Origin of the sequence: Stenotrophomonas sp. SXG-1 (genome assembly GCF_014083965.1) — a bacterium.
Lineage (GTDB): Bacteria > Pseudomonadota > Gammaproteobacteria > Xanthomonadales > Xanthomonadaceae > Stenotrophomonas > Stenotrophomonas geniculata.
Map to the genome: position 1 here is coordinate 2,140,422 of NZ_CP046588.1, position 16,132 is coordinate 2,156,553.

The 16,132-nt window shown below is 67.9% G+C and carries 19 protein-coding genes; all 19 read right to left on the minus strand.

The window, feature by feature from the left end; genetic code table 11:
- Nucleotides 1–44: 44 nt before the first annotated feature.
- Complete coding sequence (gene fliP, locus GOC52_RS09840; RefSeq protein WP_043395553.1) at nt 45–824, minus strand: flagellar type III secretion system pore protein FliP; 780 nt, start codon at nt 822–824, stop codon at nt 45–47.
- A gap of 1 nt (nt 825) precedes the next feature.
- The gene (fliO, locus tag GOC52_RS09845) at nt 826–1,245 is read right to left on the minus strand and encodes a flagellar biosynthetic protein FliO (RefSeq protein ID WP_010482437.1); all 420 of its coding nucleotides are present in this window, start codon (nt 1,243–1,245) and stop codon (nt 826–828) included.
- Nucleotides 1,242–1,577 (minus strand): flagellar motor switch protein FliN, encoded by a 336-nt coding sequence (fliN, locus tag GOC52_RS09850; RefSeq protein WP_005409543.1) that lies wholly within the window; start codon nt 1,575–1,577, stop codon nt 1,242–1,244. The genes fliO and fliN overlap by 4 nt, the downstream gene beginning before the upstream one ends.
- Nucleotides 1,574–2,578: a flagellar motor switch protein FliM gene (fliM, locus tag GOC52_RS09855; RefSeq protein WP_010482429.1), complete on the minus strand. Its 1,005-nt coding sequence runs from the start codon at nt 2,576–2,578 to the stop codon at nt 1,574–1,576. The genes fliN and fliM overlap by 4 nt, the downstream gene beginning before the upstream one ends.
- Before the next feature lie 10 nt (nt 2,579–2,588).
- Nucleotides 2,589–3,104, minus strand: a complete 516-nt coding sequence (locus GOC52_RS09860) for a flagellar basal body-associated FliL family protein (RefSeq protein WP_057504318.1) — start codon at nt 3,102–3,104, stop codon at nt 2,589–2,591.
- Nucleotides 3,105–3,277: 173 nt separating this feature from the next.
- Nucleotides 3,278–4,423 (minus strand): flagellar hook-length control protein FliK, encoded by a 1,146-nt coding sequence (locus GOC52_RS09865; protein WP_191851295.1) that lies wholly within the window; start codon nt 4,421–4,423, stop codon nt 3,278–3,280.
- Nucleotides 4,423–4,890, minus strand: coding sequence for a flagellar export protein FliJ (fliJ, locus tag GOC52_RS09870; RefSeq protein WP_010485935.1), 468 nt, complete (start codon nt 4,888–4,890; stop codon nt 4,423–4,425). Before fliJ ends, GOC52_RS09865 begins: the two co-directional genes overlap by 1 nt.
- A gap of 3 nt (nt 4,891–4,893) precedes the next feature.
- Entirely contained in the window at nt 4,894–6,279 is a 1,386-nt protein-coding gene (locus GOC52_RS09875; RefSeq protein WP_010485933.1) for a FliI/YscN family ATPase, read from the minus strand.
- On the minus strand, nt 6,276–6,917 hold the full coding sequence (locus GOC52_RS09880) for a FliH/SctL family protein (protein WP_010485931.1): 642 nt from the start codon (nt 6,915–6,917) through the stop codon (nt 6,276–6,278). Before GOC52_RS09880 ends, GOC52_RS09875 begins: the two co-directional genes overlap by 4 nt.
- Nucleotides 6,914–7,900 carry a flagellar motor switch protein FliG gene (fliG, locus tag GOC52_RS09885; protein ID WP_024958226.1) on the minus strand — a complete coding sequence of 329 codons (987 nt, stop codon included), beginning with the start codon at nt 7,898–7,900 and terminating at the stop codon, nt 6,914–6,916. Before fliG ends, GOC52_RS09880 begins: the two co-directional genes overlap by 4 nt.
- 7 nt (nt 7,901–7,907) lie before the next feature.
- The gene (fliF, locus tag GOC52_RS09890) at nt 7,908–9,554 is read right to left on the minus strand and encodes a flagellar basal-body MS-ring/collar protein FliF (RefSeq protein WP_010485928.1); all 1,647 of its coding nucleotides are present in this window, start codon (nt 9,552–9,554) and stop codon (nt 7,908–7,910) included.
- 13 nt (nt 9,555–9,567) lie between these two features.
- The gene (gene fliE, locus GOC52_RS09895; protein ID WP_005409552.1) at nt 9,568–9,933 is read right to left on the minus strand and encodes a flagellar hook-basal body complex protein FliE; all 366 of its coding nucleotides are present in this window, start codon (nt 9,931–9,933) and stop codon (nt 9,568–9,570) included.
- 559 nt (nt 9,934–10,492) lie between these two features.
- Nucleotides 10,493–11,998: a sigma-54 dependent transcriptional regulator gene (locus tag GOC52_RS09900; protein ID WP_049453781.1), complete on the minus strand. Its 1,506-nt coding sequence runs from the start codon at nt 11,996–11,998 to the stop codon at nt 10,493–10,495.
- Nucleotides 11,995–12,372, minus strand: a complete 378-nt coding sequence (locus GOC52_RS09905) for a response regulator (RefSeq protein ID WP_010485922.1) — start codon at nt 12,370–12,372, stop codon at nt 11,995–11,997. Before GOC52_RS09905 ends, GOC52_RS09900 begins: the two co-directional genes overlap by 4 nt.
- A gap of 14 nt (nt 12,373–12,386) precedes the next feature.
- Complete coding sequence (gene rpoN, locus GOC52_RS09910) at nt 12,387–13,796, minus strand: RNA polymerase factor sigma-54 (protein WP_043395564.1); 1,410 nt, start codon at nt 13,794–13,796, stop codon at nt 12,387–12,389.
- 323 nt (nt 13,797–14,119) lie between these two features.
- Nucleotides 14,120–14,752: a response regulator gene (locus tag GOC52_RS09915; RefSeq protein WP_010485918.1), complete on the minus strand. Its 633-nt coding sequence runs from the start codon at nt 14,750–14,752 to the stop codon at nt 14,120–14,122.
- A 91-nt stretch (nt 14,753–14,843) separates the two neighbouring features.
- Nucleotides 14,844–15,422 (minus strand): PilZ domain-containing protein, encoded by a 579-nt coding sequence (locus GOC52_RS09920; protein ID WP_019336599.1) that lies wholly within the window; start codon nt 15,420–15,422, stop codon nt 14,844–14,846.
- Entirely contained in the window at nt 15,419–15,712 is a 294-nt protein-coding gene (locus GOC52_RS09925; RefSeq protein WP_043395568.1) for a hypothetical protein, read from the minus strand. The genes GOC52_RS09920 and GOC52_RS09925 overlap by 4 nt, the downstream gene beginning before the upstream one ends.
- Complete coding sequence (gene fliS, locus GOC52_RS09930) at nt 15,709–16,125, minus strand: flagellar export chaperone FliS (RefSeq protein WP_005409561.1); 417 nt, start codon at nt 16,123–16,125, stop codon at nt 15,709–15,711. The genes GOC52_RS09925 and fliS overlap by 4 nt, the downstream gene beginning before the upstream one ends.
- Nucleotides 16,126–16,132: the final 7 nt, after the last annotated feature.

Below are 16,132 nucleotides of genomic sequence, written 5' to 3' on the forward strand. Positions count from 1 at the left end.
CCATCTGCTTATGTAGAGTCGAGCCAGGCTCGACTGCCTTTCGATCACGCCGGATTGAAGCTCGCCGCCAACGTGCCCACGGTCAGCACCCAGCCATCCACCAGCACGAACAGCAGGATCTTGAACGGTGCCGACACCAGCATCGGCGACAGCATCATCATGCCCATCGACATCAGCACGCTGGCCACGACCAGGTCGATGATCACGAACGGGATGAAGATCAGGAATCCGATTTCGAAGGCGGTCTTCAGTTCGCTGGTGACGAACGAGGCGACCAGCACCGGGAACGGAATCGCATCGGGGCTGGCGTAGGTGCCGTGCCCGGCGATGCCGGCGAAGGTCATCAGGTCGGTCTCGCGGATCTGCGCCAGCATGAAGGCGCGCAGCGGCGAGGTGGTCAGCGTCCAGGCGGTCTGGAAGTCGATCTCGCCATTGAGATAGGGCGCCATGCCGGTGCTCCAGGCCTTGTCCCAGGTCGGCAGCATGATCATTGCGGTCAGGAACAGCGCCAAACCCAGCAGCACCTGGTTGGACGGCGTCTGGCCGGTGCCCAATGCCTGGCGCAGCAGGCCCAGCACGATGATGATGCGGGTGAACGAGGTCAGCACCAGCAGCATCGACGGGATCAGGGTGATCGCCGTCATCAGCAGCAGGGTCTGCAGCGGCAGGCTGACCGGCGCACCGCCGATTTTGCCGACGTTGATGTCCGGCAGCGGCGTGGTCGGGGCGCCCGGGGCGGCGAAGGCCAGTGCCGGCAACAGGCACAGGGCAAGCATCAGCAGCCACGGCATCAGGGTGGCAAGACGGGTACGGGTGACACGCATGTCAGGGGTCCTTGCGCAGCCGCTGCTGGAGCAGCTGGGCGAAATTCGGCAGGTTCTTGAAGTCCGGCACGCGCACCGGTGCCGGCGGCGGCAGCGGTTCGGGCAGGGTATGCAGGGTGTTGATGCCGCCGGCGGTGACGCCCAGCAGCAGTTGCTGGCCATTGACCTCGACCACCACCACGCGTTCCTTGGCGCCGACACTGAGGCTGGCCACCAGCTTCATGCCTTCGGCCGGGCGGAAGCCGCTGCCGGGCATGCGCTTGAGCAGCCAGCCCAGGCCGACGACCAGGGCCAGCACGGCCAGCAGAGCCAGCACCGCACCGAACAGGCTGGGTGCGGCGGCCGCATGCTGGCCGACCTGCGGGCCAACCGGGGCGGCGGTCTTGCCGACCGCCAGCAGGGTGGAGGCCAGCAGGCTCAACGCAGTCTCCGGATCCGCTCGCTCGGGCTGACCACATCGGTCAGGCGCACGCCGAAGCGGTCATTGATCACCACGACTTCGCCATGGGCGATCAGGGTGCCGTTGACGAATACATCCAGCGATTCGCCGGCGCCGCGTTCCAGTTCCACCACCGAACCCTGGTTGAGCTGTAGCAGGTTGCGGATCGGCAGGCGGGCGCGACCGACTTCCAGCGACAGGGTCACCGGCACGTCCAGGATCACGTCCAGGTTCAGGTCAGGACCGTTCGCCTCATCGGCCTGCAGGCTGCTGAACTGGGCCGGGGTCGGTTCGAGGGCGTCGATATCGTTCATTGCGGGTCTTCCTGGATGACGGGTGCGCGCGGGCGGGTGCCCGGCGGATGGGTAGCGGTGATCTTCACGGCGTTCATGCCGTTGGCGATGCCGAACTCGCCGGTGAACACGGGAATGTTCTCCACGCACAGCGGCACCTGCGGGCTGAGTTCGATCGGCAGGATGTCGCCGACCTTCAGCTGGGTCAGGTCGCGCAGGGTCATGCGCTTGCTGGCCAGCACGCTGGACAGGGTGACTTCGGCGATGTTGAGCTGTTCGCGCAGGGTCTGGCCCCAGCTCTCGTCGCGATCGTTGCGGTCGCTCTGGATGCCGGCGTCGAGCAGTTCGCGGATCGGCTCCAGCATCGAGTACGGCAGGGTCACGTGGATGTCGCCGCCACCGCCGTCGAGCTCGACGTGCAGGCGGCACACCACCACGTACTCGCGCGGCGTCACGATGTTGGCGAAGTGCGGGTTGATTTCCGAGTTGATGTACTCGAAGTCGACATCCATCACCGGTGCCCAGGCTTCGCGAAGGTCGGCGAAGGTCTGCTTCAGCAGCAGGTGGATCACCCGCATTTCGGTGGCGGTGAACTCGCGGCCTTCGATGCGGGTGGGGTAGCGCCCGTCGCCGCCGAAGAAGTTGTCGACGATGGCGAACACCAGGGTCGGTTCGAACACGATCAGGCCGGTACCGCGCAGCGGCTTGAAGCGGATCAGGTTCAGGTTGGTCGGCACATACAGCGAGTGCATGTAGTCGTTGAACTTGATCAGCTCGATGCCGCGCACCGACAGTTCGGCCGAACGGCGGATCAGATTGAACAGGCCGATCCGCCACAGCCGCGCGAAGCGCTCGTGGACCATTTCCAGGGTCGGCATGCGACCACGGATGATGCGGTCCTGGCTGGCGAAGTCGTACGAACGCGCCTCGCCTGATGGCGGTTCCGGATCGGTCTCGACCGCACCACTGTCCACGCCGTGGAGCAGGGCATCAATCTCGTCCTGGGACAGCAGGTCATTCATCGGTGGGCCCTTACTGGGTCACGAAGCTGGTGAACAGCAGATCGTCGGCGCCGTTGCTGCCGGTCTCGGCCTTGAGCACTTTCTGCACTTCGGCCAGCGATGCGGCCTGCAGCTTCTGCTTGCCGGCGACGTCGGCGATCTGATCGGGGCTGACCTGCGAGAACAGCATCAGCAGGCGTGCGCGGATGGCCGGCGCATGGGTCTTGATCGCTTCCAGCGCGGCCGGGTCACGGGTCATCAGCTGTACTTCCAGCTGCAGGTAGCGCGGACCGTCGATGGGGCCGTTGAGGTTGACCACGAAGGCTGGGTCCAGCGCGAAGTACTGCGCCGGTGCCGGGGTGGCGGACTTCTTCGGGGCCTGCGCGGTCTTCTCTTCCGGCTTGGACTGGGTGAAGAACCAGACGCCGCCACCGGCGGCTGCGGCGGCCAGCACGGCCACCAGGGCGGTGATCAGGATCGGACTGCGCGGCTTGGCGGCCTTGTCCTTCTCGGCGGTCTTCTTGGTTTTGTCAGCGGCTGCGGCCACGGGGTGAAGCTCCTGAGGGTTGCTTCACCGGGATATGCAAGGGGTGTGCCGGAGCCGGGGCAGAGGGGTGTGACGGAATTCCGTCGGATGCCTGTATCGGTAGCGCCGGGCCATGCCCGGCGGAGGGTTGGGGCTCCGCCGGGCATGGCCCGGCGCTACCCGCTCGCGCGGTGTCAGGCGTATGCGTCCAGCAACCCGCGCTGGCGGATCAACTGCGCGGACGACAGGCTGGCGTCGCCTGGCGACGGTTCTCCGTCACCTGCCATGCCGCCGCCACCGGACTGGCCCGACGCATTGCCGTCACCACCGGGGGCCTGGTGGCCGACATCGGCATGAGCCAGCTGGAAGCCCTGCTCGCCGAGAAGTTCGCGCAGGCGCGGCAGGCTGCTTTCCAGTGCCTGGCGTACATCCACGTGCGGGCTGCTGAAGCTGGCATGCACCTTGTCGCCGTTCAACTGCAGGCGCACGTCGACCGGGCCCATGTCGTCCGGACTCAGGCGGATGTGGGCATGGCCGATCTTCTGGTCGGCCAGCCAACCCAGGCGCGCACCGATTGCCTGGTCGAAACCATCGTCGCCGAGCGCCGGCTTCGGTGTCGGTTCGCCATTGAAGATGGCATTGCCCGTGGCCAGCGCGGCCTTCAGATCCTGCACAGCCGCGTTGCCCGGTGCATGCAGCAGCGGCGCCGTGGCGCGGTCGCCGATGAGGGTTGCGTCGCTGCCTTCACCGCGCTCGCCGCGCTTGCCGGGCAGCACCAGCTCAGGCAACGGCAGAGTGGTCGCCTGGTCGGCCCCATTGGGGGCGTCGCCTTCGGCGGTGGCCGTAGCGGTCGCCGCTGCTGTGGAGGGCAGGGCTGCTGCGACCGGCAGTGCAGCGGGCGAGGGCAGTGCGTTGCCGTCTGCATCGGTGGCCGTCGCCACTGCTGGCAGAGCGGCGGCAGGATCGGCAGGCGTCGGTACCGCCAGTACCAGTCCTGCCAGGCCGAGCGGCGGCCATGGGGCTTCCTCGGTCGTCGCCGAGGCGTCCTTTTCGGCAGCGGGCCTGGCTTGCACCGGGGGCACCGTCGCCGCAGTCTCTTCGGGTACGACAGCGCTGTCCGGCCTGCGCTCGGCGCTGGACTGGCCATTGCTGTCGGATGCCGGCCCCTGTGCAGGCGACGTGGGCATGTTCGAGGGCCTGGAGGATCCATCGGCGCCCGGCGCACCCCCCTGCAGCAGCTGGCTGAAATCCTTGCTGCCCTCACCGCGTGGCGCGCGCGTTGCGCTGCTGCCGGAATTCTGCGGCTGCGCGTTGGCGCTGCTGGCCAATGGCGCGGGCATCACGAGCGGCCTCCCTGCTCGGCGCCGTCCTGGTCTTCGATCTGTACCAGGCGGGCGCGGCGGGCACCGATGTCATCCATCTCGCGCTGGTCGCGGCGGTCCGTCACCACCTTCTCCTGTGCGCGGTAGCTGGCGGCCAGTTGTTCCAGCACGGCCTTGTCACGGCTGGCCAGGATCAGCCGGGCGCGCTCGGCTTCCACCTTCTCGCGGTTGCCATTGACCGTGGCCTGCTGCTGTTCGACCGCACTGTCGAGGCGGTCGAGAAACGCGCGCCGGTTCAGCAGCTGCGCCGGGCTGGTCGCCGCCATCTGCGCATTCGCATACTCCTCGGCGTAGCGGCGCAGTTCGTCCAGTCGCGACAGATGGGTATCGAGCACGCGCTGGCGTTCGGCCAGGTCGCGGGCCACCGCGTCCTCGTGTTCCTGGGCCCGCTTCAGCAGGGGATCGATGCGCTTGGACTGGTTCATGGCTTAACTCTCTTGTTCCACCAGGCGCTGCAGCGCCGCCTGGCTGTGCGGGAGATCTGCGGCCTTGGCAACGTCCTGGCCGAGGAACTCCATGATTTCCGGCCAGCGTTCCAGGGCTTCGTCGGTGGCCGCGTCGTTGCCGCGCTGGTAGGCACCGATGGCGATCAGGTCGCGGTTGGCCGAGTAGGCCGAGACCAGTCGCTTCAACTTGCGGATGCGCAGGCGCCACGGCTCGTCGGCGATTTCCGTGACCACACGGCTGACCGACGATTCGACGTCGATGGCCGGGTACAGGCCACTGTCGGCCACGCGCCGCGAGAGCAGGATGTGGCCGTCGAGGATCGCGCGCGCTGCATCGGCGATCGGATCCTGCGGATCATCGCCTTCGGTCAGCACCGTGTAGAACGCGGTGATCGAGCCACGTCCCTTGGCGCCGTTGCCGGCGCGTTCGACCAGTGCCGGCAGCTTGGCGAACACCGACGGTGGGTAACCGCGGGTGGTCGGCGGCTCGCCGACCGACAGGCCGATCTCGCGCTGCGCCTGGGCGAAGCGGGTCAGTGAGTCCATCAGCAGCAGCACGTTCAGGCCCTGGTCGCGGAACCATTCGGCGATGGCGGTGGCACGGTAGGCGCCGTGCAGACGCGCCAGTGGCGGTCGGTCGGCGGGGCTGGCCACCACCACGGCGCGGCGCAGTCCTTCTTCGCCCAGCGTGGTCTCGACGAAATCGCGGACTTCGCGGCCACGTTCACCGATCAGGCCGACCACGATCACGTCGGCGGCGGTGTAGCGGGTCATCATGCCCAGCAGCGTCGACTTACCGACGCCAGAACCAGCGAACAGGCCGACACGCTGGCCGCGGCCGATCGGCAGCAGCGCGTTGATCGCACGCACGCCCACGTCCAGCGGCTGGGTGATCGGTTCACGTGCCAGCGGATTGATCGACACGCCGGCCATGCCGACATGGCCCTCGGCGCGGATCGGGCCCTTGCCGTCCAGCGGCACGCCGTCGCTGTCGATGACGCGGCCGAGCAGGCCTTCGCCCACTTCAACGCCGCCACGGCGTGCGGACGGCACCACCCGCGCATTGGGCAGCAGGCCGTGCAGTTCCGCGCTCGGCATCAGGTAAGTGCGCTCGCCGGCGAAGCCGACCACTTCGGCATCGACCCAGCCACCATCGACCACTTCCACCTTGCAGCTGGCACCCAGCGGCGCTTCGCAGCCGACCGCTTCCAGGGTCAGTCCGACCGCGCGGCGCAGCACGCCTTCGCGGATCAGGCCACGGCCATGGGCGGTATCCACGCGCAGGCCATCGAGCCGACGCGCCAGGCGCAGGTTGCGGGCGATGGCCCAGTCGGCCGGTGGCGGCGTCGGCTGCGGATCGGGGGTCATGCATTGGCTCCGGTCTGGCGGATCACCGCGTCCAGCGCGCCGCGCAGGCGGGCTTCCAGGGTGCCGTCGATGCGCACGGCTTCGGCGTGCACGCGAAGATCGCCGCGGCTGAGGCTGGTGTCTGGCACCAGGCGCTGTTGTGGCGGCAGGCTCAACAGCGGGGCGAGGGCGGCGATGTCGTCCGGGTGCAGTCGCACTTCGACCTCGCGGGTGCTGCCGCCCACCGCGTCGATCGCCTCACCGACCAGCTGTGCCAGCAACGCCGGGTCAGCTTCGTAGGCGCGGCCGACCAGCGCGCCAGCGATGCGTACCGCCAGTTCGCCCAGTGCGCCGACGACTTCGTTCTCCAGCCGCACCAGCGGTCGGCTGAAGTTGTCGAGGATGCCTTCGATCTGCGCGGCGAGGCGACGCACTTCCGCCTGTCCCTGGCCGTAACCTTCGCTATGGCCGTGCTGGAAGCCTTCCTTCTCGGCGCTGTCCTGGATGGCCTGGATTTCCTCCAGGGTCGGCAGCTGCAGCGGTGGCTCGGGTTCGTGTTCCGGGTCCGGCTCGGTGAGTTCGAACGCATCCTCCTGATCCAGCACCGGGTCGGGCTGGGCCAGCAGGTCCGGGGCAAGCCAGCGCACGACGTTGCTCACAGCATGGCCTCCGCGCTGCCACCAATGGTGACGGTGCCTTCATCGGCCATGCGCTTGACGATGGCCAGGATCTCGCGCTGCGCGCCTTCCACGTCGGACAGGCGCACCGGGCCACGGGCTTCCATGTCTTCCAGCAGGATCTCGGCCGCGCGCTGCGACATGTTGCGGGTGATCTTGTCGCGCACCTTGATGTCGGCACCGCGCAGGGCCAGGCCCAGGCGCTCGCCGCTCACTTCGCGCAGCACCAGCTGCATCTCGCGGTCGTCCAGGTCCACCAGGTCGTCGAACACGAACATCAGGTCCTGGATGCGGTTGCTCAACGGCGCATCGATGCGGGCGATTTCGCCCAGGATCGCCTGGTCCTGGCCGCTGTCCATGAAGTTCAGGATGTTGGCCGCGCACTGCACGCCGCCGATGTTGGACGACTTCAGGTTCTGGTTGCCGGCGAACTGGCGCTCCATGATCTCGTTGAGTTCATTGAGTGCGTTCGGCGGAATGCCGTCGAGCGTGGCGATGCGCAGCAGCACGTCCACGCGGGTGCGGTCCGGCAGCAGCTTCAGCGCGTCGGCGGCCTGGTCGGTTTCCAGGTGCGCCATCACGATGGCGATGATCTGCGGGTGCTCGTTGCGCACCAGATCGGCCACCGCGCGCGGGTCCATCCACTTCAGCGCGTCCAGCCCGGTGGTGTTGCGGCCGAGCAGGATGCGGTCGATCAGGTTGCCGGCCTTCTCGCTGCCCAGCGCCTGCACCAGCATGTTGCGGATGTAGTCGTCCGAGCCCACGCCCAGCGAGGTCTTCGAGCCCAGTTCCTGGCCGAACTGGTCCATCACCCGTTCCACCTGTTCGCGGGTGATGTCGGTCATGGTGGCCATGGCGATGCCGATCTTCTGCACCTCCTTGGGTTCCATGTGGCGCAGCACTTCGGCTGCATCCAGCTCACCCAGGGACAGCAGCAGCACGGCCGCGCGCTGCACGCCGGTCAGTTGTGCCTCAGTCATTGGCCACCCAGCCCTTGACCACCTGGGCCACGCGCTTGGAGTCGGTCTTCACGGCTTCACGCGCCATCCGCAGTCGTTCCTCATATGAATCCACCGGCAGGGCCAGTGCATCCGGCCCGCCCAGGCTGGCCCGGTCGGCGCCCAGCGCCGGCAGCGGCATGCCATCGTCATCGACCAGCTGCACGTCCGCGGTGTGCGGTTCCAGTGCCTGTTCGTCGTTCTTCCTGTTCTGGCCGGTGATCGCACGCAATGCCGGGCGCAGCACGCCGAACAGCAATGCCAGCACCACCACGGCGCCCAGCAGCATGCGGCCGGCATCGTGCACCCACGGCAGCTCCCACCAGGCCGGGCCTTCGACCGGCGTGGTATCACGCACGAACGGGGCGTTCATCACCGACACGGTATCGCCACGCTCGGCATTGAAACCGACGGCCTGCTTGACCAGTGCCTCGACGCGGGTCAATTCGGCGGCCGACAGCGGCTGCGGGCTGACCTTGCCGTTGGCGCCGGCGCGCGGCACGTTGTCCACCAGGACCGCCACCGAGACGCGCTTGATGCGGCCCGCCGGCTGACGGGTGTGCTGCAGGGTGCGGTCCAGCTCGTAGTTGCGGGTCGCGTTCTTGCTGCTTTCGGTCGGCGCCTGCGCGGTGGCCGGCGCGGCCTGCTGGCCCGGCGGGCTGTTGCTGGTCGCGCCCGGCACGCCCTGCGGGCCCGGGGTGCTGGTGGTGTTCTCGCTCATCTGCTCGCTGCGCAGCTTCTGCGGTTCACCGTTGTAGAGCTCACGGGCTTCCTCGGTTACCGAGAAATCCATGTCCACGCTCACTTCCGGGTTGACGCGGCCGGGGCCGGTCATCGGCTCCAGCAGCTCGCGGATGCGCTGGTTGAACGAGGTTTCCTGGCGGCGCACCTGTTCGAACTGGGCAGCGTTGACCGCCGCCTCACTGTTCGGGTCGCTGACGCTGAGCATGCGCCCGCTCTGGTCAACCACGGTCACCCGTTCCGGGGCGAGATCCGGGATGCTGGCCGCGACCATGTGCACGATGGCGTCCACCTGGCTGCGTTCCAGCTGCTGGCCGCCACGCAGTTCCAGGGTCACCGAGGCGCTGGCCACGTCACGCTGGCGGGTGAAGGCGCTGGGCTTGGGAATGGCCAGGTGCACGCGCGAATCGCGCACCGGGCGCAGCGTGTTGATGGTGCGCGACAGCTCGGTTTCCAGCGCATGCTGGTAGCGCGCGCTTTCGACGAACTGGCTGACGCCGAAGCCCGGGTCGCGCTCCATCAGCTCGAAGCCGAGCTTGCCGCTGTCGGTCAGGCCGGAGCCGGCCAGCTTCAGGCGCGCGTCGTGCAGGTTCTTTTCCGGCACGGTGATGCCACCGGTGGCCGGGTCGAGCGCGAACGGAATCTGCGCGGCGCGCAGCAGGTCGGTCGCTTCAGCGGTCGCCTTCTGGTCCAGGCCGGTGTACAGCGGGACCATGCCCGGCTTCTGCGACCAGAAGAACACGGACAGGCCTGCCGCCACCGCCACCGCGATCATCGCCATCAGGCCCAGCCGACGGGTGATCTGCAGACTCTGCAGGCGGTCGAACCATTGCCCGGCCTTTTCGGCGTTCAGGCTGTCCTTGGAGAGCGTCAGTGCCATGCGTCTCTATTCCTTACAGCGGCATGTTCATCACGTCCTGGTAAGCCTGGACGAGACGGTTGCGGACTTCCACGGTGGCGCGGAAGGCGATCTGGGACTGCTGCGAGGCGACCATCACCTTGGCGAGGTCGGCGCTGGGGTCGCCCATTTCGAAGGCTTTGGCGAGGGCGCCGGATTTCTGTTGCGCATCGTTGACGCCGGCAATCGCACCACGCAGGGTTTCGGTGAAGCTGGCCGGCTGGGCCTGCGGTGCGTCCAGCACCGTGCCCGGCAGGGCGTTGCTGCGCGGCGTTTCGCCCAGCGGGTTGAGCGCCGGCTGTCCCATCTGGGTCTGATAGGAGCGGATCTGCGAAAGGATCGAAGTGACGGAGTGGGACATCTGCAACGGTTCCAGAAACAGGGGATGGGGTTGTCTGCTGGAGCCAGTGCAAGTGCCGTGCCGAAACCGGTTTTCGATTCAGTGAAGTGAGGGTTGGGGGGGCTGGCAGGGCTGCGCCCTGCACCCGCCGAAGCAACGGCAAAGGCCGGAGCAACGGCAGAAGCTGGATTCCTGAGGTTGGCGGGGTGGGTCCGGTGGCGGGGGACGCCGTAAACCCGTCCTTGGGGGCTTGGCCGCGGCATCCATGCCGCGGACACCCCCGCAACCGGACCCACCCCGCCTTCGACAGTTTCCCGCTGCTGTCAGAGCGGCATGAGCTGCTCTTGGTGGGTGTCGACCTTGGTCGACACGCTTGATCCACGGCATGGATAGATAGATGGCGCGTTTCTGGGCTGTGACGCGCCATTTAACCGGCGTCGGTTTTCTGGCCTACGTCTGCGGTGTCCAGCGGCCGGCGTTCCGGCGCTGTAGATGCGCAGGGCTCCGACCCCGGGTTCTGGAAACACGAACGCCCGGGCAAGCCCAGGCGTTCGTGCCCCCTTCATGCTGGTAGCGCGCTTCAGCCGGCCAGTTCGGCCTGCTCGCGTTCGATGCCGTACTTGCGCAGCTTTTCCACCAGGGTGGTGCGGCGCAGGCCGAGCAGCTGGGCGGCGTGGGCGACCACGCCCTGGGTGCGTTCCAGGGCTTCGTTGATCAGGCCCAGTTCGATGTTGGCCATGTGGTTGCGCAGGTCCATGCCTTCGTCAGGCAGCGCCGCCGGTGCCGCCGGGCGATTGACGGCGATGCCGTGCTCCAGTGCCGGCTGGTTGCCGCTGCCTGGGGTGTGGAACGAGAAGCTGCGCAGGTCCAGGCGTTCTTCGTTGGCAACCGTAGCTGCCGGTGCCGGTGCAGCCACCGCCGCCAGTGCGGTGTCGCCACGGTAGCGGGCCGGCAGGTCCTGCACGCGTACTGAACCGCCCGGATGCAGCACCGCCAGGCGCTCGACCAGGTTGGTCAGTTCGCGCACATTGCCCGGCCATTCGTAGCCGGCCAGGGCCTGCAGGGCTTCCGGGGTGAAGCGCACTTCACCGCGGCCGGTGCGGGCCAGCTGTGCGGCGATGGTTTCCACCAGCGCCGGCAGGTCTTCGCGACGCTCGCGCAGGGCGGGCACGTCGATCGGGAACACGTTGAGGCGGTAGAACAGATCCTCGCGGAACTTGCCTTCGGCGATGCGCGTTTCCAGATCGCGGTGGGTCGCGGCCACGACGCGCACGTTGCAGCGGATGGTCTGGTTGCCACCGACGCGCTCGAAGCTGCGTTCCTGCAGCACGCGCAGCAGCTTCACCTGCATCGGCAGGCTCATGTCGCCAATTTCGTCGAGCAGCAGGGTGCCGCCCTCGGCCATTTCGAAACGTCCCTTGCGCGCGGTCAGCGCGCCGGTGAAGGCACCTTTTTCGTGGCCGAACAGTTCGCTTTCCAGCAGGTCCGGCGGAATGGCGCCGCAGTTGATCGCCACGAACGGGCCGTCACGGCGTGGCGAGCGCTGGTGGATGGCGCGCGACACCACTTCCTTGCCGGTGCCGGATTCGCCCAGCACCAGTACGGTGGTGTCGAACGCGGCCACCTGTTCGATCATGGTGCGCAGCGCGGTAACCGCCGGGCCGTTGCCGGTCGGCCCCTGGTCCTGCGCGGCGCCGGCCTGGTGCTCGGCGTCCAGGCGCTTGAGGCTGGCGCGGCGCAGCAGCGCCTCCATCTGCGCATGGCGCAGCGGCGTTTCCAGCGGCCAGATGTTGGCTTCGTGCAGGCCGTGCTGGCGGGCAAACGTTACCCCGTCACCATCGGCCAGCAGCACCGGCGGCGGCAGGCTGCTGCCACCCAGCCAGTTGTAGAGTGCGGTGCTGGCGGCGTTGTCGTCCAGGCTGCCGACGATCACCGCCATCCAATCGTTCTGGCGCTGGCGGCCCAGGTCGAAGTCGGCCGCGTCGGAAACCCAGCGAGGGTTGAAGTCCATGAATTCCAGCAGGGCAACGGTGCGCTCTGCGCGCACGGCGTCGTTGTCCAGCACCAGGATGCGCGATTCGCTCACGATCGATCCTCCCTGAGGCCTTCCAGGATCGGCATGACTTCCTGGATGTAGGACAGCTTGCTGACGAAATTGTCGGCGCCGGCGCGCAGCGCGTGCTCGCGGTGCTCGGCGTCGTCGAAGTGGCTGGCGATCACGATGTACGGTGCATCGTCCTGCGACTTGATCAGGCGGGTGGCCTGCAGGCCACCCATCTCCGGCATGGCCAGATCCATCAATACGACCTGCGGGCGCAGCGTTTCCGAACGCTCGATCGCTTCCAGGCCATTGCCGGCGCTGCCGACGATCTGCAGCCAGTCGATCTTGCGGAAATGGCGCATCGCCGCATTGATGAAGCCCTCGTGGTCATCGACCAACAGGACCGTGAGCTTGTTCATGTCCAACATCCTTTTCAGCCCACCCGGGCCAGCTGCGGTTGCCTGGCGCCAAGCCGGCGCCGTTCACGGGCCGGGGCGATGTCCAGTTGTTCTCGGTATTTTGCGACGGTTCGGCGGGCAATGTTCACCCCCTGGCGCGACAGCAGGCCGGCGATGGCCTCGTCGGCCAGCGGCCGGCCGGCCGGTTCGGCGTCGATCAGGCGGCGGACCATGGCCTTCACGGCCTGGCCGGAGACGCTGGCGCCTTCCAGGCGTACGGCGAAGAAGTGCTTCAGTTCGAAGGTGCCGCGCGGGGTCTGCAGGAACTTGCCGGTGGTGATGCGCGAGACGGTGGACTCGTGCATGCCGATTTCCTCGGCCACTTCCTTCAGGGTCAGCGGCGCCATGGCCTCTTCGCCACGCACCAGGAACGCGGCCTGGCGCTCGACGATCACCCGCGCGGTGCGCAGCAGGGTGTCGTAGCGCATCGACAGGCCGCGGCTGAACCAGCGCGCTTCCTGCAGCATTTCGCGCAGTGCCGGTGCGGCCTCGCTGGTCTCGGCCAAGGCCTGTTCGTACTGGCTGTTGATCGAGACCCGGCGGCTGGTGGCCGGGTTGAGGGCGACTTTCCACTGGCCGTCGGCGTGCCAGGCGACCACGTCCGGTACCACCACGGCATTGCGTTCGGGCAGCAGGCTGTCACCCGGGCGCGGCTGCAGCGACAGGATCAGGCGCACGGCTTCGCGCACGTCGTCGATCTCGGCGTCGTGCAGGCGGGCGAGGGCGGGGTAGTCGTGTGCGGCCAGTGCTTCGAGTGCGCCGTGGAGAATGCGGGTGGCCAGATGGCGGGCGGGAACCGCGCCATGCAGGCTGCGAAGCTGCGCCTGCAGGCCTTCGCGCAGGTCCTGCGCAGCCATGCCGGCGGGCTCGCCGTGCAGCAGCTGCTGGCGGATGGCTTCGACGCCGTTGGCGGCGATATCGAACTGGGCGCTGGCCAGCAACTGCAGCTGGTCCAGCGGTGCCTGCAGGTAGCCGGCCTCGTCGCAATGATCGAGCCAGAACGCGGCCACCGCCAGTTCGCGGTCGTCCATGTCCAGCGACAGGCGCTGAAGCACACGCAGCTGCGGGTCGGTCGATTCGCCGGCGGCGATGCGCGCCATACGGTCGTCGTCGCCGTCCTGCCAGCTGGCGCCGGCCACGTCCCACATCGAAGACTCCGGCAGCTCGTCGAAGGCGGCGGTGTCCATCGTCGTGGCGCTGGCCTCGGTGGCATCGGCTGCGGGCGCTTCGGCCTCTTCGATCTCCAGCAACGGATTGGAGTCCAGCAGGCGCTGGATTTCCTGTTCCAGGTGCAGCCCATCGAGCTGCAGCAGCCGGATCGACTGCAGCAACTGCGGGGTAAGGTGAAGTTGTTGGCCCAGCTGGGTCGAGAGTGCAGCCTTCATCGTGGTTCCCCGGCACCGCTCCCCGGCGCCTTGTGGAACGCATCTTGCTTTTGATCCGGCGGGGGCGGAATCAGGGGGTTCCTGAGGGGCTTCGTGAATGTCCTGACAGGATGTGGGGGTATTCCCTACATCGGCGCGGAATGTTGACGATGATCGCGCCTAAGTTGCTGATTTTCTGTGTGGTTGCCGGATTGACCGGGCTGCGCCGTGTACGGGTTCCTGTCGGAGCGTGTCAGGGTGACGGGAATTCGTCGCCGGTGCAGTGCCGGGCAGGGGTCAGATCCCTTTCCTGCGGAAAGGGATCTGATCCCATTCGCAGGCAATCACTCCAGCTCGTGCTGGTGGCGCGCGGCCAGCAGCAGCAGATCGTTGGCGCGGCGGCAGCCGAGCGATTCCATCATGCGTGCGCGGTGGGTCTCCACCGTCTTGACGCTGATGCCGAGGTCGGCGGCGATCTCCTTGTTGCTCTCACCCTTGCCGATGCGGCGCAGGATCTCGCGCTGGCGCGGCGACAGCGCGGCGATGCCGGTGGGTTTCTCGCGGCCGAGCATCGGTGCCAGCATCTTGGCGGATATCTGCGGGCTCAGGAACACCTGTCCGGCGTGCGCGGCACGCAGCGCCAGTTCCAGCTCCTGCGGCGCCGCATCCTTGACCAGGAACCCGACCGCGCCGCGATCGAGTGCATCGCGCACGTGCGCGGCGTCGTCGTGCATGGTCATCATCACCACCCGCGTGCCGGGAGCGCGCAGGCGGATGTCACTGAGGGCTTCCAGGCCGGTGCGGCCGGGGAGTGACAGGTCCATCAGGACCACGTCCGGGGCGTGCTGCAGGGCCAGCTGCAGTGCCTGCTCGGCATTGCTGGCCTCGGCGACGAGCTGCACGTCGGCAAACCCCTGCAGCAGCCGCGCCAGGCCGGCGCGGACCAGGGTGTGATCGTCGACGATGAGAACTCGCACAGGCACGTTGGAGGTCCGTGAGGGGAGTCCACCTTAACTTAGCTGAACGGGCGCGCCAAGGCTTGCCCATCCGCCGCCATGGTGGCAGGTTTCAGCGGGCGCGGCGTGCTTCGGCCACCTGGCGGCGATGCAGGCGGAACAGATGCCGCTCCATCGCCATCTCCAGGCCATCGCCAAGACGCTGGAAACGCAGCCACAGGTAGTGACCACCGCCACCGTCCGCCGCTTCGGCGATCACTTCCACCGGCAGGTCGATATGGTCGGGCAGCCAGTCGCTGGGCTGCAGGCGCACCACGCCGGCCTGGCCGGCACTGGCGCCGCTACGCGGGCCCAGCTGCAGGCGGATGCCGCGGCGTGACCAGCGCACGGGGCGCAGGGTCAGTTCCTGGCCCTGCTGGCGTACCAGACGGCCGAGCAGCACCATGGCCAGATCCAGCTTGGCTTCCAGCCGCTGCAGCTGCAGGCTGGACTCATTGCGGTCGTCGTGCTCGTCGACGCGGCTGTCCTCGACCAGGGCCAGGCTGCGCAGCAGGCCTTCGGCACTGCTGGTACGTCCAGCGGCGCTGCCTGCCTGGAACTCGGCCGGCAGGGCCAGCTCGCAGCTGAGTGTTTCGTCGAACAGCTCGCTTTCGGCCGGATGATGCAGCGACGTGGTCGGCAATTGGGTCATACCAGCGATTCTGCCTGCAGGTAGGCATGTGCCGCGCGAAGGGAGCGCTGGCCGTCGTTCATCAGCGCGGCGACGGCATCACGGCGCTGGCGCAGCAGGCCGAGCAGGTTCTGCTGGCGTTCGAACAGCGCGGTCAGCGGCGCGTGGTCGGCGGCGGTCAGCGGCTGGCTGAGCAGCGCATGCAGCGTGCTGTCGTGGCCGTCGAGCAGGCTGTCGGCCTGGTCAAGGGATTCTTCGCCAAGGGCCTTCTCGAAGGCGTCCAGCTGGGCGTGCAGTTCATGCAGGCTCATGGCGCCACCGCGGCCGGGCGGCGCTGTTCCTGCGGGATCGCATTCCAGGCGCTGTCGATCTCGCCCAGCAGCTGCAGCGACTCGTCCAACGCGGCGCGGTCGTTGTGCAGATTGGCCTCGGTCAGGCGCTGCAGCACATAGTCATACAGTGCCGACAGATTTCCGGCGATCTCGCCGCCGGCTTCATGATCCAGCGAGCCGTTGAGGTGGCCGACGATCGCGCAGACCTCGCCGATCGCCTTGCCCTTGCCGGCCTGGTCGCCACGCTCGAGGCTGGCCAGGGCACGCCGCACGCGCTCCAGCGCGCCGGCCAGCAGCATCGCCACCAGCTTGTGCGGATCGGCGTCGGCGACCGCACTGGTCACTCCCACCTGGCGGTACTGCTCGGCATATTGACGGCTGGAACCGTACATTCGTGAT

What these genes read in the sequence shown, in the direction of transcription:
- GOC52_RS09875 (WP_010485933.1), bottom strand. Translation starts at nt 6,279, where the DNA reads ATGACCCCCGATCCGCAGCCGACGCCGCCACCGGCCGACTGGGCCATC.
- fliJ (WP_010485935.1), bottom strand. Translation starts at nt 4,890, where the DNA reads ATGAACCAGTCCAAGCGCATCGATCCCCTGCTGAAGCGGGCCCAGGAA.
- fliP (WP_043395553.1), bottom strand. Translation starts at nt 824, where the DNA reads ATGCGTGTCACCCGTACCCGTCTTGCCACCCTGATGCCGTGGCTGCTG.
- fliM (WP_010482429.1), bottom strand. Translation starts at nt 2,578, where the DNA reads ATGAATGACCTGCTGTCCCAGGACGAGATTGATGCCCTGCTCCACGGC.
- GOC52_RS09920 (WP_019336599.1), bottom strand. Translation starts at nt 15,422, where the DNA reads ATGACCCAATTGCCGACCACGTCGCTGCATCATCCGGCCGAAAGCGAG.
- fliE (WP_005409552.1), bottom strand. Translation starts at nt 9,933, where the DNA reads ATGTCCCACTCCGTCACTTCGATCCTTTCGCAGATCCGCTCCTATCAG.
- fliN (WP_005409543.1), bottom strand. Translation starts at nt 1,577, where the DNA reads ATGAACGATATCGACGCCCTCGAACCGACCCCGGCCCAGTTCAGCAGC.
- GOC52_RS09925 (WP_043395568.1), bottom strand. Translation starts at nt 15,712, where the DNA reads ATGAGCCTGCATGAACTGCACGCCCAGCTGGACGCCTTCGAGAAGGCC.
- fliF (WP_010485928.1), bottom strand. Translation starts at nt 9,554, where the DNA reads ATGGCACTGACGCTCTCCAAGGACAGCCTGAACGCCGAAAAGGCCGGG.
- GOC52_RS09905 (WP_010485922.1), bottom strand. Translation starts at nt 12,372, where the DNA reads ATGAACAAGCTCACGGTCCTGTTGGTCGATGACCACGAGGGCTTCATC.
- rpoN (WP_043395564.1), bottom strand. Translation starts at nt 13,796, where the DNA reads ATGAAGGCTGCACTCTCGACCCAGCTGGGCCAACAACTTCACCTTACC.
- GOC52_RS09865 (WP_191851295.1), bottom strand. Translation starts at nt 4,423, where the DNA reads ATGCCCGCGCCATTGGCCAGCAGCGCCAACGCGCAGCCGCAGAATTCC.
- fliS (WP_005409561.1), bottom strand. Translation starts at nt 16,125, where the DNA reads ATGTACGGTTCCAGCCGTCAATATGCCGAGCAGTACCGCCAGGTGGGA.